This is a genomic window from Phycicoccus jejuensis, assembly GCF_044797865.1.
GTDB lineage: Bacteria > Actinomycetota > Actinomycetes > Actinomycetales > Dermatophilaceae > Phycicoccus > Phycicoccus jejuensis.
Genome location: NZ_CP085209.1, coordinates 2,546,682 through 2,569,014, shown reverse-complemented (window position 1 = coordinate 2,569,014; position 22,333 = coordinate 2,546,682). Strand labels below are relative to the sequence as shown.

At 73.8% G+C, this 22,333-nt stretch carries 22 protein-coding genes; 8 read left to right on the top strand and 14 right to left on the bottom strand.

Features of this window, described 5'->3' with window-relative positions; genetic code table 11:
• The first annotated feature begins 33 nt into the window (after nt 1-33).
• A complete protein-coding gene (locus LG324_RS12205; protein WP_030529160.1) occupies nt 34-1,515 on the top strand; it encodes a glutamate-cysteine ligase family protein in 1,482 nt (493 codons plus the stop codon).
• A 4-nt stretch (nt 1,516-1,519) separates the two neighbouring features.
• Here the strand turns inward: LG324_RS12205 and LG324_RS12200 are convergent, their stop codons facing one another.
• A complete protein-coding gene (locus LG324_RS12200) occupies nt 1,520-2,128 on the bottom strand; it encodes a histidine phosphatase family protein (protein WP_030529161.1) in 609 nt (202 codons plus the stop codon).
• A gap of 85 nt (nt 2,129-2,213) precedes the next feature.
• Between LG324_RS12200 and LG324_RS12195 the strand changes: the two genes are divergently transcribed.
• Entirely contained in the window at nt 2,214-2,666 is a 453-nt protein-coding gene (locus LG324_RS12195) for an OsmC family protein (RefSeq protein ID WP_404348213.1), read from the top strand.
• A gap of 20 nt (nt 2,667-2,686) precedes the next feature.
• Entirely contained in the window at nt 2,687-3,310 is a 624-nt protein-coding gene (locus LG324_RS12190; protein WP_404348211.1) for an L-threonylcarbamoyladenylate synthase, read from the top strand.
• 333 nt (nt 3,311-3,643) lie between these two features.
• Here the strand turns inward: LG324_RS12190 and LG324_RS12185 are convergent, their stop codons facing one another.
• The 6 genes from LG324_RS12185 to LG324_RS12160 all read right to left on the bottom strand — a co-directional run bounded on the left by LG324_RS12185 (nt 3,644) and on the right by LG324_RS12160 (nt 10,048).
• Nucleotides 3,644-4,468: a DUF1028 domain-containing protein gene (locus tag LG324_RS12185; protein WP_030529164.1), complete on the bottom strand. Its 825-nt coding sequence runs from the start codon at nt 4,466-4,468 to the stop codon at nt 3,644-3,646.
• Nucleotides 4,469-4,505: 37 nt separating this feature from the next.
• Entirely contained in the window at nt 4,506-5,636 is a 1,131-nt protein-coding gene (locus tag LG324_RS12180; RefSeq protein WP_404348209.1) for a methyltransferase domain-containing protein, read from the bottom strand.
• A 28-nt stretch (nt 5,637-5,664) separates the two neighbouring features.
• Entirely contained in the window at nt 5,665-6,393 is a 729-nt protein-coding gene (locus LG324_RS12175) for an SGNH/GDSL hydrolase family protein (RefSeq protein ID WP_404348207.1), read from the bottom strand.
• 152 nt (nt 6,394-6,545) lie between these two features.
• Nucleotides 6,546-7,325, bottom strand: coding sequence for a 2-phosphosulfolactate phosphatase (locus tag LG324_RS12170; RefSeq protein WP_404348205.1), 780 nt, complete (start codon nt 7,323-7,325; stop codon nt 6,546-6,548).
• Complete coding sequence (locus LG324_RS12165) at nt 7,322-9,676, bottom strand: ATP-binding cassette domain-containing protein (protein ID WP_404348203.1); 2,355 nt, start codon at nt 9,674-9,676, stop codon at nt 7,322-7,324. The genes LG324_RS12170 and LG324_RS12165 overlap by 4 nt, the downstream gene beginning before the upstream one ends.
• A 9-nt stretch (nt 9,677-9,685) precedes the next feature.
• Nucleotides 9,686-10,048: a single-stranded DNA-binding protein gene (locus tag LG324_RS12160; protein ID WP_051750644.1), complete on the bottom strand. Its 363-nt coding sequence runs from the start codon at nt 10,046-10,048 to the stop codon at nt 9,686-9,688.
• A 345-nt stretch (nt 10,049-10,393) separates the two neighbouring features.
• Here LG324_RS12160 and LG324_RS12155 point away from each other — a divergent pair, with 345 nt between their 5' ends.
• The 3 genes from LG324_RS12155 (at nt 10,394) to LG324_RS12145 (ending at nt 13,853) form a co-directional block, all read left to right on the top strand.
• Nucleotides 10,394-11,722: a D-alanyl-D-alanine carboxypeptidase family protein gene (locus LG324_RS12155; protein ID WP_404348200.1), complete on the top strand. Its 1,329-nt coding sequence runs from the start codon at nt 10,394-10,396 to the stop codon at nt 11,720-11,722.
• A gap of 70 nt (nt 11,723-11,792) precedes the next feature.
• Entirely contained in the window at nt 11,793-13,355 is a 1,563-nt protein-coding gene (locus tag LG324_RS12150; RefSeq protein ID WP_404348198.1) for an MFS transporter, read from the top strand.
• A 138-nt stretch (nt 13,356-13,493) separates the two neighbouring features.
• Nucleotides 13,494-13,853, top strand: coding sequence for an RNA polymerase-binding protein RbpA (locus LG324_RS12145; RefSeq protein ID WP_030529172.1), 360 nt, complete (start codon nt 13,494-13,496; stop codon nt 13,851-13,853).
• Nucleotides 13,854-13,946: 93 nt separating this feature from the next.
• Here the strand turns inward: LG324_RS12145 and LG324_RS12140 are convergent, their stop codons facing one another.
• Genes LG324_RS12140 through LG324_RS12115 form a run of 6 tightly spaced genes read right to left on the bottom strand, consistent with a single transcriptional unit; the run spans nt 13,947 to nt 19,565 of the window.
• Nucleotides 13,947-14,435, bottom strand: coding sequence for an FxsA family protein (locus LG324_RS12140; protein WP_242525636.1), 489 nt, complete (start codon nt 14,433-14,435; stop codon nt 13,947-13,949).
• Nucleotides 14,432-15,211, bottom strand: a complete 780-nt coding sequence (locus tag LG324_RS12135) for a polyprenol monophosphomannose synthase (protein ID WP_207021752.1) — start codon at nt 15,209-15,211, stop codon at nt 14,432-14,434. The genes LG324_RS12140 and LG324_RS12135 overlap by 4 nt, the downstream gene beginning before the upstream one ends.
• A complete protein-coding gene (lnt, locus tag LG324_RS12130) occupies nt 15,204-16,766 on the bottom strand; it encodes an apolipoprotein N-acyltransferase (protein ID WP_404348194.1) in 1,563 nt (520 codons plus the stop codon). Before lnt ends, LG324_RS12135 begins: the two co-directional genes overlap by 8 nt.
• A 14-nt stretch (nt 16,767-16,780) precedes the next feature.
• The gene (locus tag LG324_RS12125) at nt 16,781-17,173 is read right to left on the bottom strand and encodes a hotdog domain-containing protein (RefSeq protein ID WP_404348191.1); all 393 of its coding nucleotides are present in this window, start codon (nt 17,171-17,173) and stop codon (nt 16,781-16,783) included.
• Entirely contained in the window at nt 17,170-17,961 is a 792-nt protein-coding gene (locus tag LG324_RS12120) for an OAM dimerization domain-containing protein (RefSeq protein WP_404348189.1), read from the bottom strand. The genes LG324_RS12125 and LG324_RS12120 overlap by 4 nt, the downstream gene beginning before the upstream one ends.
• Nucleotides 17,958-19,565, bottom strand: a complete 1,608-nt coding sequence (locus tag LG324_RS12115) for a lysine 5,6-aminomutase subunit alpha (protein ID WP_030529178.1) — start codon at nt 19,563-19,565, stop codon at nt 17,958-17,960. Before LG324_RS12115 ends, LG324_RS12120 begins: the two co-directional genes overlap by 4 nt.
• Before the next feature lie 127 nt (nt 19,566-19,692).
• Here LG324_RS12115 and LG324_RS12110 point away from each other — a divergent pair, with 127 nt between their 5' ends.
• Together LG324_RS12110 and LG324_RS12105 are read left to right on the top strand one after the other, a co-directional pair.
• Nucleotides 19,693-20,274 carry a GNAT family N-acetyltransferase gene (locus LG324_RS12110; protein ID WP_404348186.1) on the top strand — a complete coding sequence of 194 codons (582 nt, stop codon included), beginning with the start codon at nt 19,693-19,695 and terminating at the stop codon, nt 20,272-20,274.
• Nucleotides 20,275-20,379: 105 nt separating this feature from the next.
• Nucleotides 20,380-21,816 (top strand): DUF222 domain-containing protein, encoded by a 1,437-nt coding sequence (locus LG324_RS12105; RefSeq protein ID WP_404348184.1) that lies wholly within the window; start codon nt 20,380-20,382, stop codon nt 21,814-21,816.
• A 30-nt stretch (nt 21,817-21,846) separates the two neighbouring features.
• Here LG324_RS12105 and LG324_RS12100 read toward each other — a convergent pair whose 3' ends face one another.
• The gene (locus LG324_RS12100) at nt 21,847-22,284 is read right to left on the bottom strand and encodes a hypothetical protein (protein ID WP_030529181.1); all 438 of its coding nucleotides are present in this window, start codon (nt 22,282-22,284) and stop codon (nt 21,847-21,849) included.
• Nucleotides 22,285-22,333: the final 49 nt, after the last annotated feature.

Here is a 22,333-nt window from a genome sequence, read left to right as displayed (position 1 = left end):
CCGCGCCCCCACCGGATGTGGTTGGTTGTCGTCATGGGTGCGGAGGTCACGGCGCAGAGCTACTCGCGCGAGGAGCGTCAGCGGTACCGCGAGAAGGTGCGTCAGAACCTGGACGTCTTCGAGCGGATGCTCACGACGAGCTCGTTCGAGTTCGACCGGCCGATGACCGGCCTCGAGATCGAGCTCAACCTCGTCGACGAGCAGCAGGACCCGCACTTCCACAACGCGGCCGTCCTCGAGGCCATCGCGGACCCCGGCTACCAGACCGAGCTGGCGCGCTACAACATCGAGCTCAACGTGCCGCCGCGGCCGCTGCCGGGTGACTCCGCGATCGAGCTCGAGCACGACCTGCGCGAGAGCCTCAACGCCGCCGACCAGGCGGCCAAGGAGGTGGGCTCGAAGATCGTCGCCATCGGCATCCTCCCGACGATCATGCCCGAGCACTACGAGGGCGACTGGATCAGTGCGAACAACCGGTACACCGCCCTCAACGACTCGATCGTCCTGGCCCGCGGCGAGGACGTCTACCTCGACATCGAGGGCCCGACGGGGGAGCGGGTGGCGACGTACTGCTCCTCGATCGCCCCCGAGTCGGCGTGCACGTCGGTGCAGCTGCACCTCCAGGTCGCGCCGCACGAGTTCGCGCAGCACTGGAACGCGGCCCAGGCGCTGTCGTCGGTGCAGCTGGCCCTGGCCGCCAACAGCCCGTACTTCTTCGGCAAGCGCCTGCACGCCGAGACGCGCATCGAGCTGTTCAGCCAGGCCACCGACACCCGCCCCATCGAGCTGAAGAACCAGGGCGTGCGCCCGCGCGTGTTCTTCGGCGAGCGCTGGATCACCTCCATCTTCGACCTCTTCGAGGAGAACGTCCGCTACTTCCCGACCCTCCTCGCCGAGATCACCGACGAGGACCCGATGGCCAAGCTCGAGGCCGGGGTCGCGCCCGAGCTCGCCGAGCTGCGCCTGCACAACGGCACGGTCTACCGCTGGAACCGCCCGATCTACGACATCGTCGGCGGGACCCCGCACCTGCGGGTCGAGAACCGCGTCCTGCCCGCCGGCCCGACGATCGCCGACGTCCTCGCGAACGCCGCCTTCTACTACGGCGCGGTGCGCCACCTCGCGGCCGCCGACCGGCCGGTCTGGACGAAGATGAGCTTCGCCGCCTGCGCCGACAACTTCGAGCGGGCGGCCCGATCGGGGATGGACGCGCGCCTGTACTGGCCGGGCTTCGGCGAGGTCTCGGCCGACGAGCTCGTCCTGCGCCACCTGCTGCCGATGGCCCACGAGGGGCTGCGGTCGTGGGGCGTCTCGGACGCCGTGCGCGAGCGCTACCTCGGCATCATCGAGGGGCGGGCGACGACGGGCGTCAACGGCGCCGAGTGGCAGACCCGCACGGTCGAGCACCTCGAGGCGCAGGGGCACGGCCGGCGCGACGCGCTGCGCCGGATGCTCGCCCGCTACTCCGAGCTGATGGACTCCAACGAGCCGGTGCACACCTGGCCGCTGCCGTAGGGCGTCAGCCGGTGGGCCGGTCGCGCGCGTTCCAGGCGAGGATGGCCGGGCGCCCGTGCTCCTGCCCGAGGACGCACAGCGCCCCCGCGTCGAGGACGACGCAGGCCCCGAACCGCGGCTCCTGCCTCAGGTAGGTCGCGGTGAGGACGCGCAGGGCGTGGCCGTGCCCGACGAGGACGACGTCGCCCGTGGCGAGGTCGGGCTCCACCCGCTGCAGCACCCGCGAGGCCCGCGCCGCGACCTCCTCGACGGTCTCACCGGGGGTGTCGCCGGGGACCACGCCGTCCTCGAACACGGTCCACGCGTCGCCGCCGCGCCGTTCGCGCACCTGTGGGGTCGTCAGCCCCTCGTAGCCCCCGTAGTCCCACTCGTGCAGGTCCGGGTCGACCCGGTCCACCCGCAGCCCGGCCAGCTCCGCGGTGCGCCGGGCCCGCTGGAGCGGGGAGGAGACGACGCGGGCGACGTCGAAGGTGCCGAGCGGCCCCCGCAGCGCCGCGGCGTCGCGCTCGCCCGCCGACGTCAGCGGCAGGTCGGTCCGACCGGTGTGCCGTCCGGTGGCGGACCACTCGGTCTCGCCGTGACGGAGCAGGACGAGGCGGCCGCGCGAGGACATGCCCGCATCCTTCCAGCCCCCGGGTGACAGGATGGCGCCCGCGGCCGGCGGACGTCGGCCCCGGACCCGAGAGGACGGAGCAGGCATGGTGCAGCCCCAGGAGGAGACCGGCGGGACCGGGCTCGGCCACCGCAGCGTGTCGATGACCCGCGTCGGCAAGGGCCTCTACGAGGTGACCAACGAGCGCGGCGGCACGATGCTCGTCGGCGGTGGCGGCGACTCGCCGGACTTCACGCCGGTCGAGCTCTTCCTCGTCTCGATGGCCGCCTGCAGCGCGACCGACGTCGACTTCATCACGAGCCGGATCGCCGAGCCGACCTCCTTCGACGTCGTGTCCGAGGGCGAGAAGAGCAAGGACGAGGGCGGCAACCACCTCTCCGACATCGAGATCACCTTCCGCGTGCGCTTCCCCGAGGGCGCCGACGGCGACCGCGCCCGCGAGCGCCTGCCGCGGGCCATCGCCCAGAGTGGTGACCGCCTGTGCACCGTCTCGCGCACCGTGCAGCGCGGCGCCCCGGTGACGTACCACGAGGACTGACGCGGGCCTACGCTGACGGGATGGCGCGCTACCTCGACGTCCACCCGGTCGACCCCCAGCCGCGCTCGATCGCGCAGACCGTCGCGGTGCTCGACGAGGGCGGCCTCGTCGCGTACCCCACCGACTCCGGCTACGCGCTCGGGGCCCGGATGGGCGACCAGCAGGCCAAGGAGCGGATCCGGACGATCCGCCGGCTCGACGACCGCCACCACTACACGCTCGTCTGCCGGGACTTCGCGCAGCTCGGGCAGCTGGTCCACGTCGACAACCACGTCTTCCGCGCGGTCAAGGCGGCCACCCCCGGGCCGTACACGTTCATCCTCCCGGCGACGCACGAGGTGCCCCGGCGGCTGCTGCACCCGAAGAAGCGCACGGTCGGCGTCCGCATCCCCGAGCACCCCGTGGTGCGGGCGCTGCTCGCGGCCCTCGGCGAGCCGATGCTCTCCTCGACGCTCATCCTCCCCGGCGAGAGCGAGCCGATGAACGACGGCTGGAGCGTCAAGGAGGAGCTCGACCACGTGGTCGACGTGGTCATCGACTCGGGGGAGTGCGGCACCGAGCCCACGACGGTCGTCGACTTCACCGGCGCCGACCCGTCGGGCGAGGTCGTCCGCCAGGGGGCGGGGGCCTGGCCCGCACGCTGAGCGAGGCCCGGGGCAGTGGTCGTCGACGTCTCAGTGGTTGTCGGCGTCGCGCCGGACCGGGGTACCCACGGCCTGCGGCGCGACGCCGACGGGTCTGTGCGCCTCGGCGCCGGTGAGCCGGCCGGCGCCGAGGCGGCGGTGGGTGGTCGGTCCGCGGCCGCGGCCGGAGGGGGAGGACAGGCGGCACCTCGACGGTGCCGGGCCTGCGGCCGGAGGACCTGCTGACCACCTGCCGACAACGTTATCGCCGGTGGGTCAGGCGGTGGCCAGCGTGGCGTCAGGAGTCGGTCAGGGTTGCGAACAGTTCGGTCAAGGACCGGTCTGCCGGCGGTCTCAGCCCTGCTCCTCGCCGCGCAGGACGGCGAGGACGCGCGCGTCGATGCCGCCGGCGGCGTGCCGGTTCTCGAGGTTGGCCTCGCCCATCCACGCCTCGAGCGCGGCCTCGACCTCGCCGGGGTGGCCGAGCGCCGCGAGGCGGGCGCCGACCTCGTCGCGCAGCTCGCCGGTCAGCGGCCGCACGTCCTGCGCCGTGCCGAAGTACAGCGTCGAGAGGCCGTGCAGGCGGGCGAGCTCGGTCGTCGCGTCCGGGTGGTCGTCGACCCGCAGGTCCGCGACGACGCCGCTCGCGTCGTAGCCGGCGCCGGGGGCGCGCACGAGGAGGGCCGCGCTCTGCCGGCCGCGGGAGTCGCCGCCGGCCGCGTCGCCCGCGAGCAGCACCGCCATGAGCCGGGTCTCCAGCGGCAGGTCCGCCTGCGCGCGCCAGGCGGTGACCATCGCCTCGACCACTTCGGGCCCGGTGAGGATGTTGCCCTGCACGGCGAAGGCGGTGCGCCCGTCGCCCTCGGCCTCGCCGCCGGCCCACGTCATGCAGCCGGACCCGGTGAAGGTCGCGGCGCCGTCCGGGCCGACCACCCCGACCTGGCGGTCCTCGCGACCGGGGTCGGCCGCCGTGGCCGCGGCGAGGACGGCGGACGTGGCGTCGCCGGCCCGCAGCCCGGCCTCGAGCTCGTCGAGGTAGGCGACGCGGGCCATCGCCTGGGTCGCGACGGCGCAGACGCCGGGGACGACCCGCGGTACGACGGATCCGACGGCGAGGAACTTGCTGGCCACGGCGACGCCCCAGGCGTCCCCGTCGCGGGCGGCGATGGAGAAGGTCATGACCCGACCCTAGGTCGGCGCCGGGGATGCGGGCGGGTCAGGCGCGCTCGAGGAGCAGGACGGTCTCGACGTGCCGGGTCTGCGGGAACATGTCGACGACGCGCCCCGCGCGGACGGTGAAGGACGGCATGGCGTCGAGGTCGCGGGCGAGGGTGTCGACGTTGCAGCTGGAGTACACGACGTGGCGGGCGGGCGAGGCCTCGAGCCGAGCGGCGAGGTCGGCGCCGATGCCCCGCCGCGGCGGGTTGACGACGACGAGGTCGGGGTCGCCGGGCACGCCGTCGGTCGCGTCCCCGGCGGTGAAGGTGATGTCGAGACCCGCTGTGGCAGAACGTATCTCGCTGGCCGATGCTCGGGCGGCCGCGACCGCCTCGGACGACACCTCGACGCCCGTGACGCGGCGACCGGGGGCCGCGAGGTGCAGCGCGAAGCCGCCGACGCCGCAGTACAGGTCGGTGACGGCGGTGGGGGAGAGTCGGTCCGCCCACTCCGCCGCCTGGGCGTAGAGGGCGGTCGCGACCGTCGTGTTGGTCTGGAAGAACGCGCGCGGCCCGAGCCGCAGCGTGACCCCGCCCAGGCGCATCGGCAGCACCGCGTCGTCGGTGAGCACGACCTCCGTCTCGCCCTCGAGCACCGCCTTGTGCTCCGGGTGGAGGTTGACGGTGACGACGCGGGCCGACGGCAGCGCCGCGCGCAGGTCGGGCAGGAGCCGGCGTACGGCCTGCAGCCCCTCCCGCGTCCGGACGACGAAGCGCACGAGGTGCTCGCCGTCGGGGGAGTGGGTCACGAGCAGGTGCTTGAGCTCGCCCTTCCGGGCCGGGACGTCGTACGGCACGACGCGGTGGTCGGCGAGGAGGCGGTGCAGCGGGTCGAAGGTCGCCGACAGGCCCGGCTCGTAGAGGCCGCAGCGGCGCAGGTCGACACCCCGGCCACCGGTGTCGAGGATGCCGAGCGTCGGGCGTCCGGCGCTGCCGCCGACGACGAGCTTGGCCTTGTTGCGGAAGTGCGACGCGGGGGAGCGCACCGGCTCGAGCCAGGTCGTGGCGCCGGCGTGCCGCGCGAGCGTGCTGCGGACGTGCCGGACCTTCTCGGCCAGCTGGTCGGCGTACGGCGTGCCCATGAGGGTGCACGAGCGGCACCGGCCGGCGTCGTAGTAGTCGCACTGCATCGCGGGACAGCGTACGGCGGTGCGGCGGTCAGGCCTGCAGGGCGGCGCGCAGGTGCGGCACGAAGGCGCGGGCCAGCTCGGCGTAGCCGGCGTCGTTGGGGTGGAACAGGTCGGCGGCCAGGCGCCCGCGCCAGCTGCTCGGGCCCTCGGCGCGCATGTCGACCAGGCGCAGCTCGCCGCGGGCCACGGCCTGCTCGAGGTGGGCGTTGGCCCGGTGCGCCGCGGTGCGCGGCTGGGGGAGCGTTGCGACGACAGCGCCCCGGGGGAGGCCGGCGACCATCCGGCCGAACTCGTCGGGGAGGCGGTCGCGGACGGCACCACCGGCGAAGAGGTCGTTGGACCCGACCATGACCGAGACGAGGTCGGGGGCGTCGGTGCCGAGCGCCGGCGGCAGGGCGCGCAGGACGGGCAGCTGCTGGTCGACGACGTCGGCGGTGCGGGCGCCGGTGGCCGAGAGGTTGACGACGACGAGGGGGAGGCCGTCGTCGGCGAGGCTCGCGGCGGCCCGGTCGACCCAGCCGCTGTCCCAGGCCGAGGCGCCGACCGCCTGCGACATCGAGTCGCCGAGGACGACCCACCGGCGACCCGGCGTCGTGAGGGCGCGGCGGTTGTGCGCGGCCCAGGCGTCGGCCCACGGGGCGGCCGTGCCCTGGACCCGGCGCACGCCCGGCAGGACGACACCGAGGGCTCGCACGCCGCGTCCCGGCGCACGGCCGGTGCGGTTGGCGTAGCCCAGGAGCGGGTCGAGGTCCGGCACGGGCTCACTGTAGGAGGCGCTGCGCGGCGTCGACGTCCGACCGGTCACACCTCGACGCCGCGGTGACGGCCCGTGCCTACGCGGGGAGCGGGTCGGCCACCTCACCATGGTCTCTCCTGACGCGTAATGACATAATGTCGATTATCGGCGTTCTACGAGAGGGCGCCGGCAGCCACGAAACCCCGCTCGGTGAGCACCGGCACCGCCTCGCTCGCGTCGAGGTCGGCCGCGACGTCCACGTCGTCCCCGAAGCCGGCCGCGGCGAGCTCACGCCCACCGACGCACGCCCGTAGTCGGTCGCGCAGCCGCGGCCGGACGACGTCGAACAGCTCGGCCGCGCTCAGTGCCTCCGGGCTCCACGCCGACGTCGAGCCCGTGGCGTCCCTCAGGGCCGTCAGGACGGCTCCTGCGCCGAGCTGGTCCTCGAGCGCCGGGCGCAGCGACCCGTCGGTGACCCAGCGCTCACCCGCGGCCACGACGACCACGGTCGACCCGGACGCCACCGACGGTGCGAGCCACCGCCCGACGGCCGAGGCGTTGCGCAGGCACCCGGCGACGACGTGCGCGCCGGCGTCGCGCAGGGACGCGCTGATCGTCGAACCGTTCGGCGACGGCAGCACCAGGCGCGGCGCGACCGGCCCGGTGAGCAGCCCGGACGGCGACAGCGACGGCGCCCCGACGGCCCCGGCGCGCCGGGCCTCGAGTCGGCCGACGGCGAGGACGGCGTCGTGGGAGGCCGCGTACGCCGCGGCACGCTCGTCCCGCCAGGCGAACGGCAGCACGGTGCTCCCCCGGCCCACGGCGACGGTGACGGCCGTCGTGAAGCTGAGCACGTCGACGACGACCGCGAGGTCGGCGCGCACGACGGCCGCGCCGACCGGCCCCCACTCCATCCGGACCGCAGCGTCCGACTGGTCGAACGGTGCGCTCACGACGCGCAGTACGCGGCGAGGTGGCGCCCGGTGAGCGTCGAGCCGTCGGCGACGAGGTCCGCCGGTGTGCCCTCGAAGACGACGCGCCCGCCGTCGTGGCCGGCGCCCGGCCCGAGGTCGACGACCCAGTCGGCGTGCGCCATGACGGCCTGGTGGTGCTCCACGACGAGGACCGAGGTGCCGCCGTCGACGAGGCGGTCGAGCAGGGCGAGCAGGTTCTCGACGTCGGCCAGGTGCAGGCCGGTGGTCGGCTCGTCGAGCACGTACAGGGTCGTGCCCGACTCCCCCATCCGTGTCGCGAGCTTGAGCCGCTGGCGCTCGCCACCCGACAACGTGGTGAGCGGCTGCCCGAGGGTCAGGTACCCCAGGCCCACGTCGGCCAGCCGCCGGAGCACCCGGTGGGCGGCCGGGACGCGCCCCTCCCCCGCCGCGAAGAACGCCTCGGCCTCGGTGACGGTCAGGGCGAGGACGTCGGCGATCGAGCGGCCGCCGAGGGTGTACCCGAGCACCTCGGCCCGGAACCGCCGGCCCTCGCACTCCTCGCAGGGGGTCTCGACGCTCGCCATCACGCCGAGCTCCGTCACGACGACCCCGGCCCCTCCGCAGGTCGGGCACGCGCCCTCGGAGTTGGAGCTGAACAGCGACGCCGGCACCCCGTTCGCCGTCGCGAAGGCCTTACGGACCGGGTCCAGCAGGCCGGTGTACGTCGCCGCGTTGCTGCGGCGGGAGCCCTTGATGGCGCCCTGGTCGACGACGACGACCCCGTCGCGTCCCTCGACGGAGCCGCTGATGAGCGAGCTCTTGCCCGAGCCGGCGACCCCCGTGAGCACGCAGAGCACCCCCAGCGGGAGGTCGACGTCGACGTCGCGCAGGTTGTGCGCCGACGCGCCGCGGACCTCGAGCACGCCCGTGGCGGTGCGGACCGAGCGCTTGAGCGCGACCCGGTCGGCGAGGTGGCGGCCGGTGACGGTGTCGCTCCGGCGCAGCGCCTCGACGCTCCCCTCGAAGCAGACCTCTCCCCCGGCCCCGCCGGCTCCCGGCCCGAGGTCGACGACGTGGTCGGCGACGGCGATGGTCTCGGGCTTGTGCTCGACGACGAGCACGGTGTTGCCCTTGTCGCGCAGCCGCAGCAGCAGCTCGTTCATCCGCCCGATGTCGTGCGGGTGCAGCCCGATCGTCGGCTCGTCGAACACGTAGGTGACGTCGGTGAGGGCCGACCCCAGGTGCCGGATCATCTTCGTCCGCTGGGCCTCCCCGCCCGACAGCGTCCCGGCGGGCCGGTCGAGCGAGAGGTAGCCCAGCCCGATGTCGACGAAGGAGTCGAGCAGGTGGCGCAGGCCCGCGAGCAGCGGCGCGACGGACGGCTCGTCGAGATCCGCGACCCACGCGGCGAGGTCGCTCACCTGCATCGCGCACAGCTCGGCGATGTTGTGCCCGTGCACGCGCGACGCGAGGACCTCGGGCCCGAGCCGGGCCCCGTGGCAGTCCGGGCAGGTCTGAAAGGTGACGGCCCGGTCGACGAACCGCCGGACGTGCGGCTGCATCGCCTCCGGGTCCTTGCTGAGCATCGAGCGACGGATGCGGGGCACGACCCCCTCGAACGTGAGGTTGACGCCCTCGACGCGGATCTTCGTCGGGGAGGCGTGGAGCATCGTGTCGAGCTGCTTCGCGGTGAACGAGCCGACGGGGACGTCCATGGGCAGGCCCATCCCGGCGAACAGCCGCCCGTACCAGCCGTCCATCGAGTACCCGGGCACGAGCAGCGCACCGTCGGCCAGCGAGCGCTCGGCGTCGTAGAGGGCGCCGAGGTCGATGTCCGTCACCTGGCCCATTCCCTCGCACCGGGGGCACATCCCCCCGAGGTAGACCGCCCCCTTGACGACGCTCTTCTCGACGCGTCCACCCTTCTCGGTCGCCATCACCCCGCTCGCGGTGCGCGTCGGCACGTTGAAGGAGAACGCGGTCGGCGGGCCGACGTGCGGACGGCCGAGGCGGCTGAAGAGGATGCGCAGCATCGCGTGCGCGTCGGTGGCCGTCCCGACCGTGGAGCGCGGGTTGGCGCCCATCCGTTCCTGGTCGACGATGATCGCCGTCGTCAGCCCCTCGAGCCGGTCGACGTCCGGCCGGGCGAGGCTCGGCATGAAGCCCTGGACGAACGCGCTGTAGGTCTCGTTGACCAGGCGCTGGGCCTCCGCGGCGACCGTGCCGAAGACGAGCGAGCTCTTGCCCGACCCCGACACCCCGGTGAACACCGTGAGGCGGCGCTTGGGCAGGACGACGCTGACGTCCTTGAGGTTGTTCTCGTGGGCCCCCTGGACCCGGATGACGTCGTGCGAGTCGGCCCCGTGCATCCACCCACCCTAGGGCGAGCCCCCCGCGACCCGCCGGAGCCGCCGTGCCTCCACCTCGTACCGGCTCGCCGGCGCGCCGCCGGCCCGGAAGAACCGCCGCCGCAGGCTGCCGTCGACCTCGACGCGGTCGCCCACCTCGAGCCGGCCCGCGACCCGGCGGGTCACGGCGCTCCAGCACGCGACGTCGAGGGCGTCGACACCCGGGCGGGCCCGCGCGTCGCGGCCGACGGTGACCCGGACGCCGTGGACGACGTCGCCGCTGGGCAGCGTGCGCGGCGGGTCGAGCGAGGTGACGCGCCCGACGAGGTGGACGGTGTTGACGTCGCCGGTCCGGTCGACGGTCGTGCGGTCGACGTCGCTGGTTCGTGCCATGAGACCCCCTGGAGCCCGGCCCGGCGCCGGTCGCCGGGTCCCGGGACCAGCACACCCCCGGACGGAGGGTGGCGGCAAGGACCGCAGCGCGACCTGTGGACGGGCGCGGCCCGCTCCCCCGCCTGTGGACGACGGGGGCCGACCGGCCGACCCCGGCCCGGCCGCCCGGCCGACGTGCACCTGACGATCGGGTGACCTTTCGCCGCGGACCCGGGACAGGTGCCGGGTCGGCGACCTATGGTGGGTGCAGGTACGCGGTGCAGGGCTGCGCGCCGGGTGTCGTCCGCGGCGCCCCGAGACCATTCGAAACGAGTCGTGGTGCGTTCTTCCGTCGTCCGTGGGGCCGTGCTCCGCCGCGCACTCGTGGTCGCCGTCGCCGCCGCGGTGCCGCTCGGCCCGGCTGCGGCCGCCGCCGTCGCCGACCCGGTCGCGACCCCCACGCCGACCGCCTCGGTCACGCCGTCTCCGAGCGTATCCCCCACTGCCACAGCGACTCTCGCGCCGGTCGTCACCGGGACCCCGCCGGAGGGCGACAGCGAGCCCGACGCCGACCCCACCCTCTCCCCCGAGGTCGTCGCCGCCCAGGTCGCCGAGGCCGACCGCATCTCCGCCGTCATCGAGGGCTCCACCTCCGAGCTCGCCGTGCAGACCCGGAAGATGGACGAGCTCTCGGCCCGCTCCAACACCGTCCTCGAGGAGCTCGCCGCGGCGACCGACACCGAGAACTACGCCCACGAGGAGGCCGAGGGCGCCCGCGCCGACCTGGCCGCCCTCGAGGACCGGCTGGCCCGGGCCCGCGCCGTGGTCCGCGACTGGGTCTTCGACGTCTACTCCAACGGCGGCGGCAACTCCGACCTCACCGGGATGCTCGACGCGCTCGACGCCCGCGACGACGAGGTGAGCGACCCCCTCGGCGACCTCTCCTACCTGACGGGCGAGCGCACGCGCGCCCTCCAGGAGGTGCGCGTCCTCACCGCTGAGCAGGTCCGCCTGACGACGACCGCCGAGCAGGCCGAGCGGACCGCCACCGACGCCCGCGTCCGCGTCGCCGCCGCGAAGAAGGAGCTCGACGGCGTGATGCGCGAGCAGCGCGAGAAGATCGGCGCGCTGCGGGCGCTGCAGATGAAGGAGGTCGACAAGGCCGGCCCCATCGCCAGCGCCCTCGTCGGCGCCCGGACCCCCGAGGCCAAGAAGGCGGCCGCCCGCCTGCGCGACGCGCTCTCGAACGCCGTCGTCGAGACCGCCCACGTCGGCAAGCCGTGCTCCGACGACAGCGGCGACCACCCCAACGGCCAGTTCCCGGACAGCGCGCTATGCCCGCTGTGGAGCGCCCCGGGCGAGCGCCTCTCCCCCGCCGCGGCCGCCGCCTTCAACGCGATGAGCCAGGCCTACGCCGCGCAGACCGGCAGCCCCCTGTGCGTCACCGACTCCTACCGCTCCTACCCCGAGCAGGTGGCGATCAAGGGCACCCGCGGCAGCTTCGCCGCCACCCCCGGCACGAGCCGGCACGGTCTCGGCCGGGCCCTCGACCTGTGCGGCGGCATCGACGACTTCGGCTCGGCGGCCCACCGCTGGATGCGGCAGAACGCACCCCTCTACGGCTGGTTCCACCCCGCGTGGGCAGAGGCCGGCGGGCAGCTCCCCGAGCCGTGGCACTGGGAGTACGCGGGCTGAGCGGTGACGCGCCCGACCGAGTAGCGCGACCTACGGCGGCGCCGCCCCCGCGTGTGGAACGCTGCCGCTCATGACGACGCAGTCCGAGGCCACCAACGCCTGGGCCGACACCACCCGCTACCACCGCCCCTGGTACTGGTACGACTGGGCCAACTCGGCCTTCGTGACGACGGTGGGCACCGTCCTGTTCGGCCCCTACCTCACCGAGGTCGCGACCGAGGCGGCCTGCCCCGGGCTCGCCGAGGACGCCCGCTGCACGACCGACCTCTACGTGGTCCCCGCGGCGGAAGGCCTGCCGGGCTGGGTCCCCGGCCTCGCGATGGTCGCGGCCGTCGCGCTGCTCGTCGGCCTCGTCCTCTCGCTCGTCGCGTACGCGCGCGACACGCGCCTGCCCTACCGTCCCTCGACCCTCGTCCCGCCGCTGGCGCTGGCCACCGTCGTCCTCGTCCTCACCGCGCCGCTGGACCCGGGGTCGGTCGCGCCGTACACGGTGACGCTGGCGACCATCGTCTCCGCGGTCCTGCTCGTCTTCGTCGGCGCCGTCACGGACCGCACGCCCCGCCCGGCGCGCCTCATGGGCGTCTTCGCGTGGACCGGCTCGGCGGCCGCGGTGCTGCTGTACTTCCTGTCCGGCACGAACTGGCGCTTCGGGGCCCTGATGATGATCATCGCCTCGATCAGCCTCGGAGCCTCGCTCGTCGTCTACGACGCGCTGCTGTGCCGCATCGCCCGCCCGGACGACCGCGACCGCGTCTCCAGCCGCGGCTGGGCCCTGGGCTACCTCGGTGGCGGCCTGCTCCTCGCGGTCAACCTCGTCATCGTCAGCAAGCCCGAGCTCGTCGGTGCCACGACCGGCACCGCGGTCCGCATCAGCCTCCTCTCGGCCGGCCTCTGGTGGGCGCTGTTCACCCTCATCCCGGTCGTCGGGATGTGGAACCTGCGCGGAGCCCCGCGCACCGAGCTCGCGGACGCGCCGCGGGCGGGCATCGTGGGCGGCAGCCTCAGCCAGCTCGGACACACTTTCCGCGACCTGCGCGCCTACCCGAACACGTTGCTGTTCCTGCTCGCCTACCTCTTCTTCAACGACGGCATCCAGACGGTCATCTCCTCGAGCAGCCTCTACGGCGCCGAGCAGCTGAAGTTCGAGCAGAGCCAGCTCATCGCCCTGATCCTCCTCGTGCAGTTCGTCGCCTTCGGCGGCGCGCTGCTGTTCGGCTGGCTCGCCACCCGCTGGGGGGCCTGGCGCACGATCCTGCGCAGCCTGGTCGCGTGGTCGGCGATCGTCGTCCTCGCGTTCTTCCTGCCCGAGAAGGCGTTCCTGCCCTTCCTCGTCCTCGGGATCTTCATCGGGATCGTCCTCGGCGGCAGCCAGGCCCTGAGCCGCTCGCTCTTCTCGCAGCTGGTCCCCCGCGCCCGGGAGGCCGAGTTCTTCGCCTTCTACCAGGCGATGGAGCGCGGCACCTCGTGGTTCGGGGCGCTGATCTTCGGGGTCGTCCACCAGCTGACCGACTCCTACCGCCCGGCGATCGTCGCGCTCGTCGTCTTCTTCGTCCTGGGCTACCTCGTCCTTCGGCGTGTCGACGTCCGACAGGGCATCATGGACGCGGGGAACGAGCTGCCGCGGATCGTGTGAGCCTTCGGGTGATCTGCGTCACACGCCCGCCTGCCATCCGGTGACCCCCGGAACAACGAACCCCGGGCGCACGTTCTCCAACCATTGACCCGGCCGCGAGGACCCCGGCCCGGGACATTCGAACTCCGGGAGACACCCATGGCAGAGCGAAGCCTGCGCGGCAGCCGGCTCGGCGCCCTCAGCATGGAGACGGACGCGAACGTCGTCCCCTCCGACCGCAACATCACGACCTACCTGTGCCCCAACGGCCACACCATCGAGCTCCCCTTCTCCGTCGAGGCCGACGTGCCGCCGACGTGGGAGTGCCGGTGCGGCGCCGAGGCCAAACTCCAGGGCGGTGGCCCCGAGCCCGAGGCCAAGCCCGTCAAGCCGCAGCGCACCCACTGGGACATGCTGCTCGAGCGTCGCTCCATCCCCGAGCTCGAGGAGCTGCTCGAGGAGCGCCTGACGCTGCTGCGCCAGTCGCGCGGCGAGAAGACCTCGCGCAAGACGGCCTGAGCCGTCCACCCCACGCCGGAGCCCCGGTCACCGAGCAGGTGACCGGGGCTCCGGCTTCGTCGTGCGTGGCGTCGGACGTCGTGGGACGCCGGGTCAGTCGACGATCTGTCCCTGGACGACGTCGGGCGGGCCCTCCCCCGGGCGCCGCGGACCGCCGAAGGGCGCGAGCAGCCGCCGGGCGACCACCGCCTCGAGCCACACCCGGGCCAGCGGACGCGTCCACGGCAGGAGCACGAGCGCCCCGAGCAGGTCGGTGAGGAAGCCCGGGACGAGCAGCAGGACGCCCCCGACGAGCACGAGCACGCCGTCGGCGAGCTCGCGGGCCGGCATCCGGCCGCTGCGCAGGGCGTCGCGCAGGGCCGCCCAGGCGCGGGAGCCCTCCCGGCGGATGACCCACGCGCCGAGCACGGAGGTGAGCAGGAGGAGCAGGACGGTGGGCCAGCCGCCGATCGCGTCGCCGACGAGGACGACGGTCGAGATCTCGAGCAGCGGGACGAGCACGAGGACGACGACGAGCAGGCGGCGCACCAGCCGTCCACGCCGGCCGCGGCCGGCGTAGGGGGTGGCGCCGGGGTGGTTCACAGCTCGTGCCAACGCTCCGGGCGGCGCGCCAGTTCCCGGGCCTGGCGGGCCCGGTGCCGCACGCCCCAGCCGGTGATCCGCCGCAGCGACTCCGTCATGATGTCGCGGCTCATCTTCGAGGCGCCGACCTCGCGCTCGACGAAGGTGATGGGGACCTCGACGACCCGCAGGCCGGCCCGCACGGCCCGCCAGGTGAGGTCGGTCTGGAAGCAGTAGCCCTGCGAGGCGACGTCGTCCAGCCCCATGACGTGCAGGGCGTCGGCCCGGTAGACGCGGAAGCCGGCCGTCGCGTCGTTGACGGGCATCCCGAGGAGGACCTTGACGTAGAGGTTGCCGCCGACCGAGAGGGCCTTGCGGTGCAGCGGCCAGTTGACGACCTTGCCACCCGGGACCCAGCGCGAGCCGATGACGGCGTCGGCGTCCGCGGCCGCGGCGAGCAGCGACGGGAGGTGCTCGGGGCGGTGGGAGCCGTCGGCGTCCATCTCGACGACGGCGTCGTAGCCGCGCTCGAGCGCCCAGCGGAAGCCGTCGAGGTAGGCGGCGCCCAGGCCCTCCTTGCCCGCGCGGTGCAGGACGTGCACCTGCGGGTCGGCGGCGGCCAGCTCGTCGGCGACCTGGCCGGTGCCGTCGGGCGAGGCGTCGTCGAGGACGACGACGTCGGCGGTCGGGACGGCGGTCCGGACGCCGTGGACGGCGGCGGGGAGGTTCTCGCGCTCGTTGTACGTGGGGACGAGCACGGCGACACGCGTGATCGGCGGGCGGGGACTCTCAGGCAACGGGGTGTTCCTCGGGTGGGCTGGACTCTGCTGTCACCCTAACGCGCCGGCCCACGCGCACCGACGACAGGACGAGCAGGGCCAGCAGCGCGCTCGCGAGCAGCACCGGGGCCTCCCCCACCCGGTCGGCCGGCGTCGTCTCCGTCCGCACGACGACGGGCTCGGCGGCCTGTGCGGCGGTGAAGAGCCCGGTCTCGGCGGAGACGCTGCCGTCGGGTGCGACGAACCCGGACACGCCGACCGTGGAGACGTGGACGACGCTGCGGCCGTGCTCGATGGCCCGGATGCGCGAGATCGCGAACTGCTGCTCGCTCTCGGCGGTGTAGCCGAAGGTCGCGTTGTTCGTCTGGACGACGAGCACCGAGGGCGTGGTGCCGGCCGCCGCGACGCTGTCGCGCATCAGGCCGTCGTAGGCGACCTCGAAGCAGATGGTCGGCAGGGCCACGTACGCGCCGCCCGCCGCCGGCACCCGGAAGACGCCGATCGTGTCGCCGGCGACGAAGTTGCCGGCGAGGTTGGCCATCGGGGTGAACATCGCGAAGAACTCGCGGTGCGGGATGTACTCGGCGAACGGCACCGGGTGCAGCTTCGTGTAGCGCTGCGGCTGACCGGAGCCGGTGTAGAAGAGCGAGACGTTGGAGTTGGCCCCGACCGGCTCGGCGAGCACGGCGCCGATCATGAGCGGGACGCCGACCTCGGCCTGCGACGCGCGGATCTCGGCGTCGGCGTCGGCGTTCCGGAACGGGTCGATGTCCGAGGCGTTCTCGGGCCAGACGACGAGGCTGAGGTCCTCCGGGGCCTTCTTCGCGAGCTCGAAGGTGCCCTTGACGTGGTTGTCGAGCACGGCCCGCCGCTGGGCGTTGAACTCCAGCCCCGCCGTGGGGACGTTGCCCTGGACGAAGCCGATCGTCTCGGGGCGGCCGTCGGTGGGCAGGGGCAGCAGTCCGGCGGCGAGCGGGGCGACGGCGACGAGGAGCCCCGCGACGACGCGGCCCGGCCGGCGTCCGACGAGGCCCCACCCGAGGGCCAGGAGGCCGGTGCCGACGACGGCCACGGCGAAGGTGACCCCGGGGGCCCCGAGCCAGCGGGCGACGTGCGCCAGCGGGCTGTCGGCCTGGCTGAAGGCCAGTCGCGCCCACGGGAACCCGCCGTACGGAGTGGTGGAGCGCGCCCACTCCTGGGCCACCCAGGCGAGCGGGACGAGGAGCAGCGCCGCGCGTCGGTGCCCGGCAGCGACCAGGCGTCGCCCGGCGTACCCGACGACGGCGCCCATCACGGCGAGGTAGAGCGCCTCGAGGGTCGCGAGGGCGAACCAGGGCAGCCTGCCCACGTACACCCCGGACCACGAGAGGGTCGGGACGAAGAACGCCAGGCCGGCGACGAGGCCGACGAGGAACCCGCGCGCGGCGCCGGCCACGAGGACGACGGCCCCGAGCAGCGCCACGCCGACCGGGGCGAGCCACCACAGGTCGTGCGTGGGGAAGGCGAGCCAGAGCGCGAGGCCGGCGAGGACGGCACCGACGAGGGCGGCCGGCAGTCGGAGCGGGGTGGGCACCGGCCCACGGTAGGTCACCCGGCTGGGGGGACCACGACCACCCCGCGGGCGGTCGTGGCGAGCACCGGCGGGTCGAGGACGTCGGCCGCCGACTCCCCGCGCGCCGGGGCGCCACGGCCGACGACGCGGACCTCGAACTCCATCTCGCGCGAGCGGCTGCCGACCCGGACGATCCGGGCCTCGATCTCGATGACGTCGCCGGCCCGCACCGGCGCGCGGAACTGCACGTCGGAGTAGGAGGCGAAGAGTCCCTCGTCGCCGTCGGTGACGATGCACATCTCGGTGGCGACGTCGCCGAACGCGGCGAGGCTGTACGCGCCGTCGACGAGGTTGCCGGCGTAGTGCGCGTGCGAGTACGGGACGTAGCGGCGGTGGGTGACGGTGCGGCCGACCTCGGCTCGGGTCATCGCTGCTCTCCTCGGGGGTCGGTGCTCGTGCGGGGGGCGACGAGCTCGTGGACGAGGTAGGACGCCACCTCGCCGGGTGTGGTGCCGCGGCCGAAGACGCGGTCGACACCGAGCGCCGAGGCCGAGCCCTCCTCGAAGCGCGGGCCGCCGACGACGAGCAGCGGCACCTCCCCGGCGGGGAACGCCTCGCGGAAGGCGGCCGACATCGTCGTCGTGTTGTGGATGTGGGCGTCCTTCTGGGTGACGACCTGCGAGACGAGGACCGCGTCGGCGCCGACCTCGCGGGCGCTCGCCACGAGCTCCGGCACGAGGACCTGCGCGCCGAGGTTGACGACCTTCATCTCGCGGTAGTACTCCAGGCCCTTCTCGCCGGCGAAGCCCTTGATGTTGAGGATGGCGTCGATGCCGACCGTGTGCGCGTCGGTGCCGATGCACGCGCCGACGACGACGAGCTTGCGCCCCAGGTGGCTCCGGATCGCCTGGTTGACCTCGGACGAGCCGAGCAGCGGGAACTCGCGCTCGACGACCTGGACCTCGCGCAGGTCGACGAGGTGGGTGACCGAGCCGTAGACGACGAAGAACGTGAAGTGCGGCCCCATCGCCTTGGCGTGCACGAGCAGCGCCGGGCTCATGCCCATCTTCGCGGCGAGCTGGAGCGCGGCCCCCTCGGCGCGCTTGTCGTGCGGCAGCGGCAGGGTGAAGGAGACCTGCACCATCCCGTCGCCGGTCGTGTCGCCGTAGGGGCGCACGAGGGGGCCGGGCGTGGCCGGGGTGGGGGTCGCGCTCATCGGGTGGCCCCTTCCTCGAGGAGGGCGGTCGCGGGGTTGTCGTAGCCGTCGGCCTTGACGAAGACGCCGTCGAGGCCCTTGCCCTTGGTCGGCGGCCGCTTCATCGCCCCAAACGTGCCGTCGGTGATCGCGGCGAGCAGCGGCTGCGGGTACTGCGTGCCACGGGTGCTCGTGTCGGTGACGATCGTGTCGAGCAGGTCGACCGCCTCCGAGAGCACCTGGCGGGCGCGGGTCTGGATGAACCCGTCGCGCGGCGGGTGGAAGTCCTCGGTGAGGCCGCCGGCCGCGTCCATGACGTAGCGGACGTTCTGGAGGGCGAGGTCGCGGTCGGAGAGCCACGGCGTGACGACGGCCTCGGTCATCATCCCGACGAGGAGGATGCCTTGCCCGGTCATCGCGCCGACGAGGTTGAAGAACCCGTCGAGGAGGTAGCCGCGGAAGACGTCACCGGTCATGTGCTTCGTCGGCGGCATCCACTTCAGGGGCGCGTCCGGGAAGAGCTGACGGGCGAGCAGGGCGTGGGCCAGCTCCATCCGGAAGCTGTCGGGGATGTCGGGGTTGATCTCGAACGCGTGCCCGAGGCCGAGCTGCCAGTCCTCGAGGCCCGCCTCCTTGGCGAAGTACTCGTTGAGCAGCTGGCTGACCGTGACGGTGTGCGCGGCCTCGACGGCGTCGGCGGTCGTCAGGTAGTTGTCCTCGCCGGTGTTGATGATGATGCCGGCGCGCGCGTGGACCTGGCGGCTGAAGCGCTGGTCGACGAAGGTGCGGATCGGGTTGATGTCGCGGAAGAGGATCCCGTACATCGAGTCGTTGAGCATCATGTCGAGCCGCTCGAGCCCGGCGAGGGCGGCGATCTCGGGCATGCAGAGGCCGCTGGCGTAGTTGGTCAGGCGGACGTACCGGCCGAGCTCGCGGCTGCTCTCGTCGAGGGCGGCGCGCATCAGGCGGAAGTTCTCCTGCGTCGCGTAGGTGCCGGCGTACCCCTCGCGCGTCGCGCCCTCGGGGACGAAGTCGAGGAGGCTCTGTCCGGTGGAGCGGATGACCGCGATGATGTCGGCGCCCTCGCGGGCCGCGGCCTGCGCCTGTGGGATGTCCTCGTGGATGTCGCCAGTCGCCACGATGAGGTAGACCCACGGGGTGCGCGGTGCGTCACCGACCTTGGCGATCATCCGCTCCCGGGCGCGGCGCTGGGAGTCGACCGTGCGGACGCCCTTCGCGACGGCGCTGCGGGCGGCCTTGCGCGAGCCGGTGAGGTCACGCCCCTCGGGGAGGCGGAACGACACTCCCCCGCTGCTCGCCTTCTGGGCGAGCGTCAGCAGGTCCGGGGCCTCGCCGCGGCGCAGGGCGTCCCAGACCGGGGTGGTGACGCCGTGCTCGAGCCCGACCTCGCCGCGCACCGCGTCGACGAGGTGGTTGACCCACGGCGTGCCCTCGTGGTCGGCACCGGAGAGACCGGCCAGGCGCAGCGTGGCGCGCTCGACGGAGACGGTCGTGTGGGCTCGGGCGAGGTCGACGACGGGCTTGCCGGCGCGCCGTGCGAGGCTGCGGGCCTTGCGGACGACGGCGGGGTCGAGGTCGAGCAGGGCAGGACGACGCGAAGACACGGCGTCAATCTAGCAATTCGGCCGCAGAACTTGTAGCGGATCCGGCCGCGCGCCGCAGATCCTCGCGGCGCGACCCGGGCACGAGAACTCGATGGAAGCGCGCGTCCCCGTCTGATTCGATCGAGGGATGAGCGACGACCCCGGCCTGCCCCCGGTCCGCCCGCGCCGGCACGGGGACCTCCTGCTCCGCCCGGCCGTCGAGGCGGACGTCGCGGCCGTCATGGCGTGGCGCAACCACCCCGACGTCGCCCGGTGGCTGCTGCGCACGACGATGACCGAGGCCGAGATGCTCGAGCGCCTCCGGGATCGACCGGAGTGGACCCTGCCGCTCGCCGTCGAGCACGAGGGGCGCGTCGTGGGGACCGCGTTCGTCGACGTCCTCGACGGCATGGGCCAGGACGGCGGCACCGAGCACCTGCGCTCCGAGGGGCTGGTGGGGTACCTCTTCGACCCCGCGGTGCACGGGCGCGGCTTCGCGAGCCGCACGCTGGTGCTGCTCCTCGAGATCGCGTTCGAGGACCTGCGGCTGCGGCGGGTGACGGCCGGCTGCTTCGCGGACAACATCGGTTCGTGGAAGGTCATGGAGAAGGCGGGGATGCGGCGCGAGCAGCACGGCGTCCGCGACTCCTGGCACGCCGAGCTCGGGTGGGTCGACGGCCTGACCTACGCCCTGCTGCGCGAGGAGTGGATGGAACGAGAAGCGCGCTGAACGTCGTTGAGGGCCGCTCGGAACCGGCTGTCGTGGGCGGATGTTCGTTGTCCACAGATGCCTACTGACCCTTGTCCGTCGAACACGTGTTCGGTACACTGAGGCATGGACACCGAGACCCTCGCCCGCCGCATCGCGGGGCTGCGCGAGGAGTGCGCGCGGCTGGGTCGTGAGCTGGCCGAGTCGGGTCAGTCGCTGTCGGAGGACGAGGCGTTCGCGCTGGCGGGGCAGCTGCAGGGTGTGGTCAACGCGGCCGAGGGCGCGACGGCGGTGGCGGGGGCCTGGGGTGCGCGGTTCGAGCTGACCTTGCTGGGGACCGAGAGGGTCCACCCGCTGGGGTACATGGACCAGATGGCCTCGACGCAGATGGCGCTGGCGACCGGGCTGACCGAGGGTCTGGCCTCGCGGAAGGTCTCCCTCGGGGCGGCGCTGGGTGGGTGCTTCCCGCGGCTGCTGGAGCTGCTGCTGGCCGGTGAGGTCCCGGCGGCGTCGGCGCACAAGGTCATCGACGCGTGCGCCGGTCTGGACGCCGAGGCCTGCTGGAAGGTGGATGCGGCGCTGGCGCCGCGGCTGGCGGGGATGGACCCGGCGCGGGTCGCGGGTGAGGCGCGGCGGGTCGCGACGCGGGTGGCGGCCGATCAGGTCGCCGCTTACGTGGCGCGGACGCGCAAGGGGCGCCGGGTGGAGGTGTGCCCGGGTGAGGACGGGCTGACGGAGTGGTTCGCGTCCCTGCCGACGGCGACGTCCTCGGCGATGTGGGCGGCGGTGGAGGAGCTGGCCGGGGACTACCGGCAGAGCGACGAGGCGCTGTCGGTGCCGGAGTCGCGGGCGGACGCGCTGGCCGACCTCGTCCTGCGCAACGTCAAGGTCAGCGCGCAGGTCACGCTCGGGGTGCCGGTGGTGAGCGACCGTCCCGCGCCCGAGGAGCAGTGCGGGACGAGGTTCCGGGTGGAGTGGGACGACGAGGACACCCTCGTGGACGCCATCACCGGTGAGGTCGTGCGGTACGGCGACCTCGACCCGACGTCCCGCGAGGAGCTGTCGTGGTTGGAGGAGCCGGCCGAGCTCGACGGCGACCTCAGCGTGAAGCAGGCGGTGGTGTCGTCGGGGTACGCGGTGTCGGGCACGCAGCTGCCGGGTCTGGGCTGGGTCGACCCCGCCACCCTGGCCAACCTGCTGAAGCTGCTGCCGTTCGAGGTCGCCCGTGCGGTCCTCGAGGCCGAGACCGGCACACTTGCCTCGCTCACGACTGCCGCGTACAGGCCACCGAAGGCGATCAGCGAGTTCGTCAAGACGCGGGACGGGACGTGCCGGATGTGGGGCTGTGCCCGCCCGGCCGTGCACTGCGACCTCGACCACGTCAAGCCCTGGCCCATCGGCCAGACCACCCCCACCGGGCTGGAGGACCTCTGCCGACGCCACCACCGCTTCAAGCAACAAGGACGGTGGCGACCCCATCTCGACCCTGACGGCACCGTCACCTGGCACGGCCCCGACGGCGCCACCCGCACCACCGAACCCCAGCACTGCGTGCAGCGCTGACGCGCGGAGGGATGCTGGAGAGCGGCGACGTCAGGGCTCCTCGGGGAGGTCGAACGGCACGTCGCCCGAGCCGTCGTCGAACACCTCGCTCGAGGGGACGCCCGGGTGGACCTCGGTGGAGCGGGAGGCGATGTTCGAGAACACGACGAGCGCGATGATCGCGATGACGACGAACAGCACGATGCCGACCGGGCTCGTCGGCAGGCTGCTCCCCGAGCGTTGCGCCCGGTGGTGGCGCATCTGCTGCTCGTGCATCCACAGCGGCGACTCAGCGCCGTGCATCCCCGGGATCCCGTGGTCGTGCACCCCGTGAGTCCCGTGCATCCCGTGGTGGTCGATGCCCCCGGCGGGACCGGGGTCGAAGGAGGGACTCCCGGAGTCGAAGCCGCCTCCGCCGAACGAGCCGGAGTCGAAGCCTCCCCCGCTCGACCCGGAGTCGAACCCGCCGCTCGCGCCGCCGTCGCTCATGACTGCCTCCCCGCTGCCGTGGTGTGGTCCTCGTGCCGTGGACGCACGC

What these genes read in the sequence shown, in the direction of transcription:
- LG324_RS12110 (WP_404348186.1), top strand. Translation starts at nt 19,693, where the DNA reads ATGAGCGACGACCCCGGCCTGCCCCCGGTCCGCCCGCGCCGGCACGGG.
- LG324_RS12145 (WP_030529172.1), top strand. Translation starts at nt 13,494, where the DNA reads ATGGCAGAGCGAAGCCTGCGCGGCAGCCGGCTCGGCGCCCTCAGCATG.
- LG324_RS12100 (WP_030529181.1), bottom strand. Translation starts at nt 22,284, where the DNA reads ATGAGCGACGGCGGCGCGAGCGGCGGGTTCGACTCCGGGTCGAGCGGG.
- LG324_RS12160 (WP_051750644.1), bottom strand. Translation starts at nt 10,048, where the DNA reads ATGGCACGAACCAGCGACGTCGACCGCACGACCGTCGACCGGACCGGC.
- LG324_RS12205 (WP_030529160.1), top strand. Translation starts at nt 34, where the DNA reads ATGGGTGCGGAGGTCACGGCGCAGAGCTACTCGCGCGAGGAGCGTCAG.
- LG324_RS12200 (WP_030529161.1), bottom strand. Translation starts at nt 2,128, where the DNA reads ATGTCCTCGCGCGGCCGCCTCGTCCTGCTCCGTCACGGCGAGACCGAG.
- LG324_RS12195 (WP_404348213.1), top strand. Translation starts at nt 2,214, where the DNA reads ATGGTGCAGCCCCAGGAGGAGACCGGCGGGACCGGGCTCGGCCACCGC.
- LG324_RS12105 (WP_404348184.1), top strand. Translation starts at nt 20,380, where the DNA reads ATGGACACCGAGACCCTCGCCCGCCGCATCGCGGGGCTGCGCGAGGAG.
- LG324_RS12180 (WP_404348209.1), bottom strand. Translation starts at nt 5,636, where the DNA reads ATGCAGTGCGACTACTACGACGCCGGCCGGTGCCGCTCGTGCACCCTC.
- LG324_RS12150 (WP_404348198.1), top strand. Translation starts at nt 11,793, where the DNA reads ATGACGACGCAGTCCGAGGCCACCAACGCCTGGGCCGACACCACCCGC.
- LG324_RS12125 (WP_404348191.1), bottom strand. Translation starts at nt 17,173, where the DNA reads ATGACCCGAGCCGAGGTCGGCCGCACCGTCACCCACCGCCGCTACGTC.
- LG324_RS12165 (WP_404348203.1), bottom strand. Translation starts at nt 9,676, where the DNA reads ATGCACGGGGCCGACTCGCACGACGTCATCCGGGTCCAGGGGGCCCAC.
- LG324_RS12185 (WP_030529164.1), bottom strand. Translation starts at nt 4,468, where the DNA reads ATGACCTTCTCCATCGCCGCCCGCGACGGGGACGCCTGGGGCGTCGCC.
- LG324_RS12190 (WP_404348211.1), top strand. Translation starts at nt 2,687, where the DNA reads ATGGCGCGCTACCTCGACGTCCACCCGGTCGACCCCCAGCCGCGCTCG.
- LG324_RS12120 (WP_404348189.1), bottom strand. Translation starts at nt 17,961, where the DNA reads ATGAGCGCGACCCCCACCCCGGCCACGCCCGGCCCCCTCGTGCGCCCC.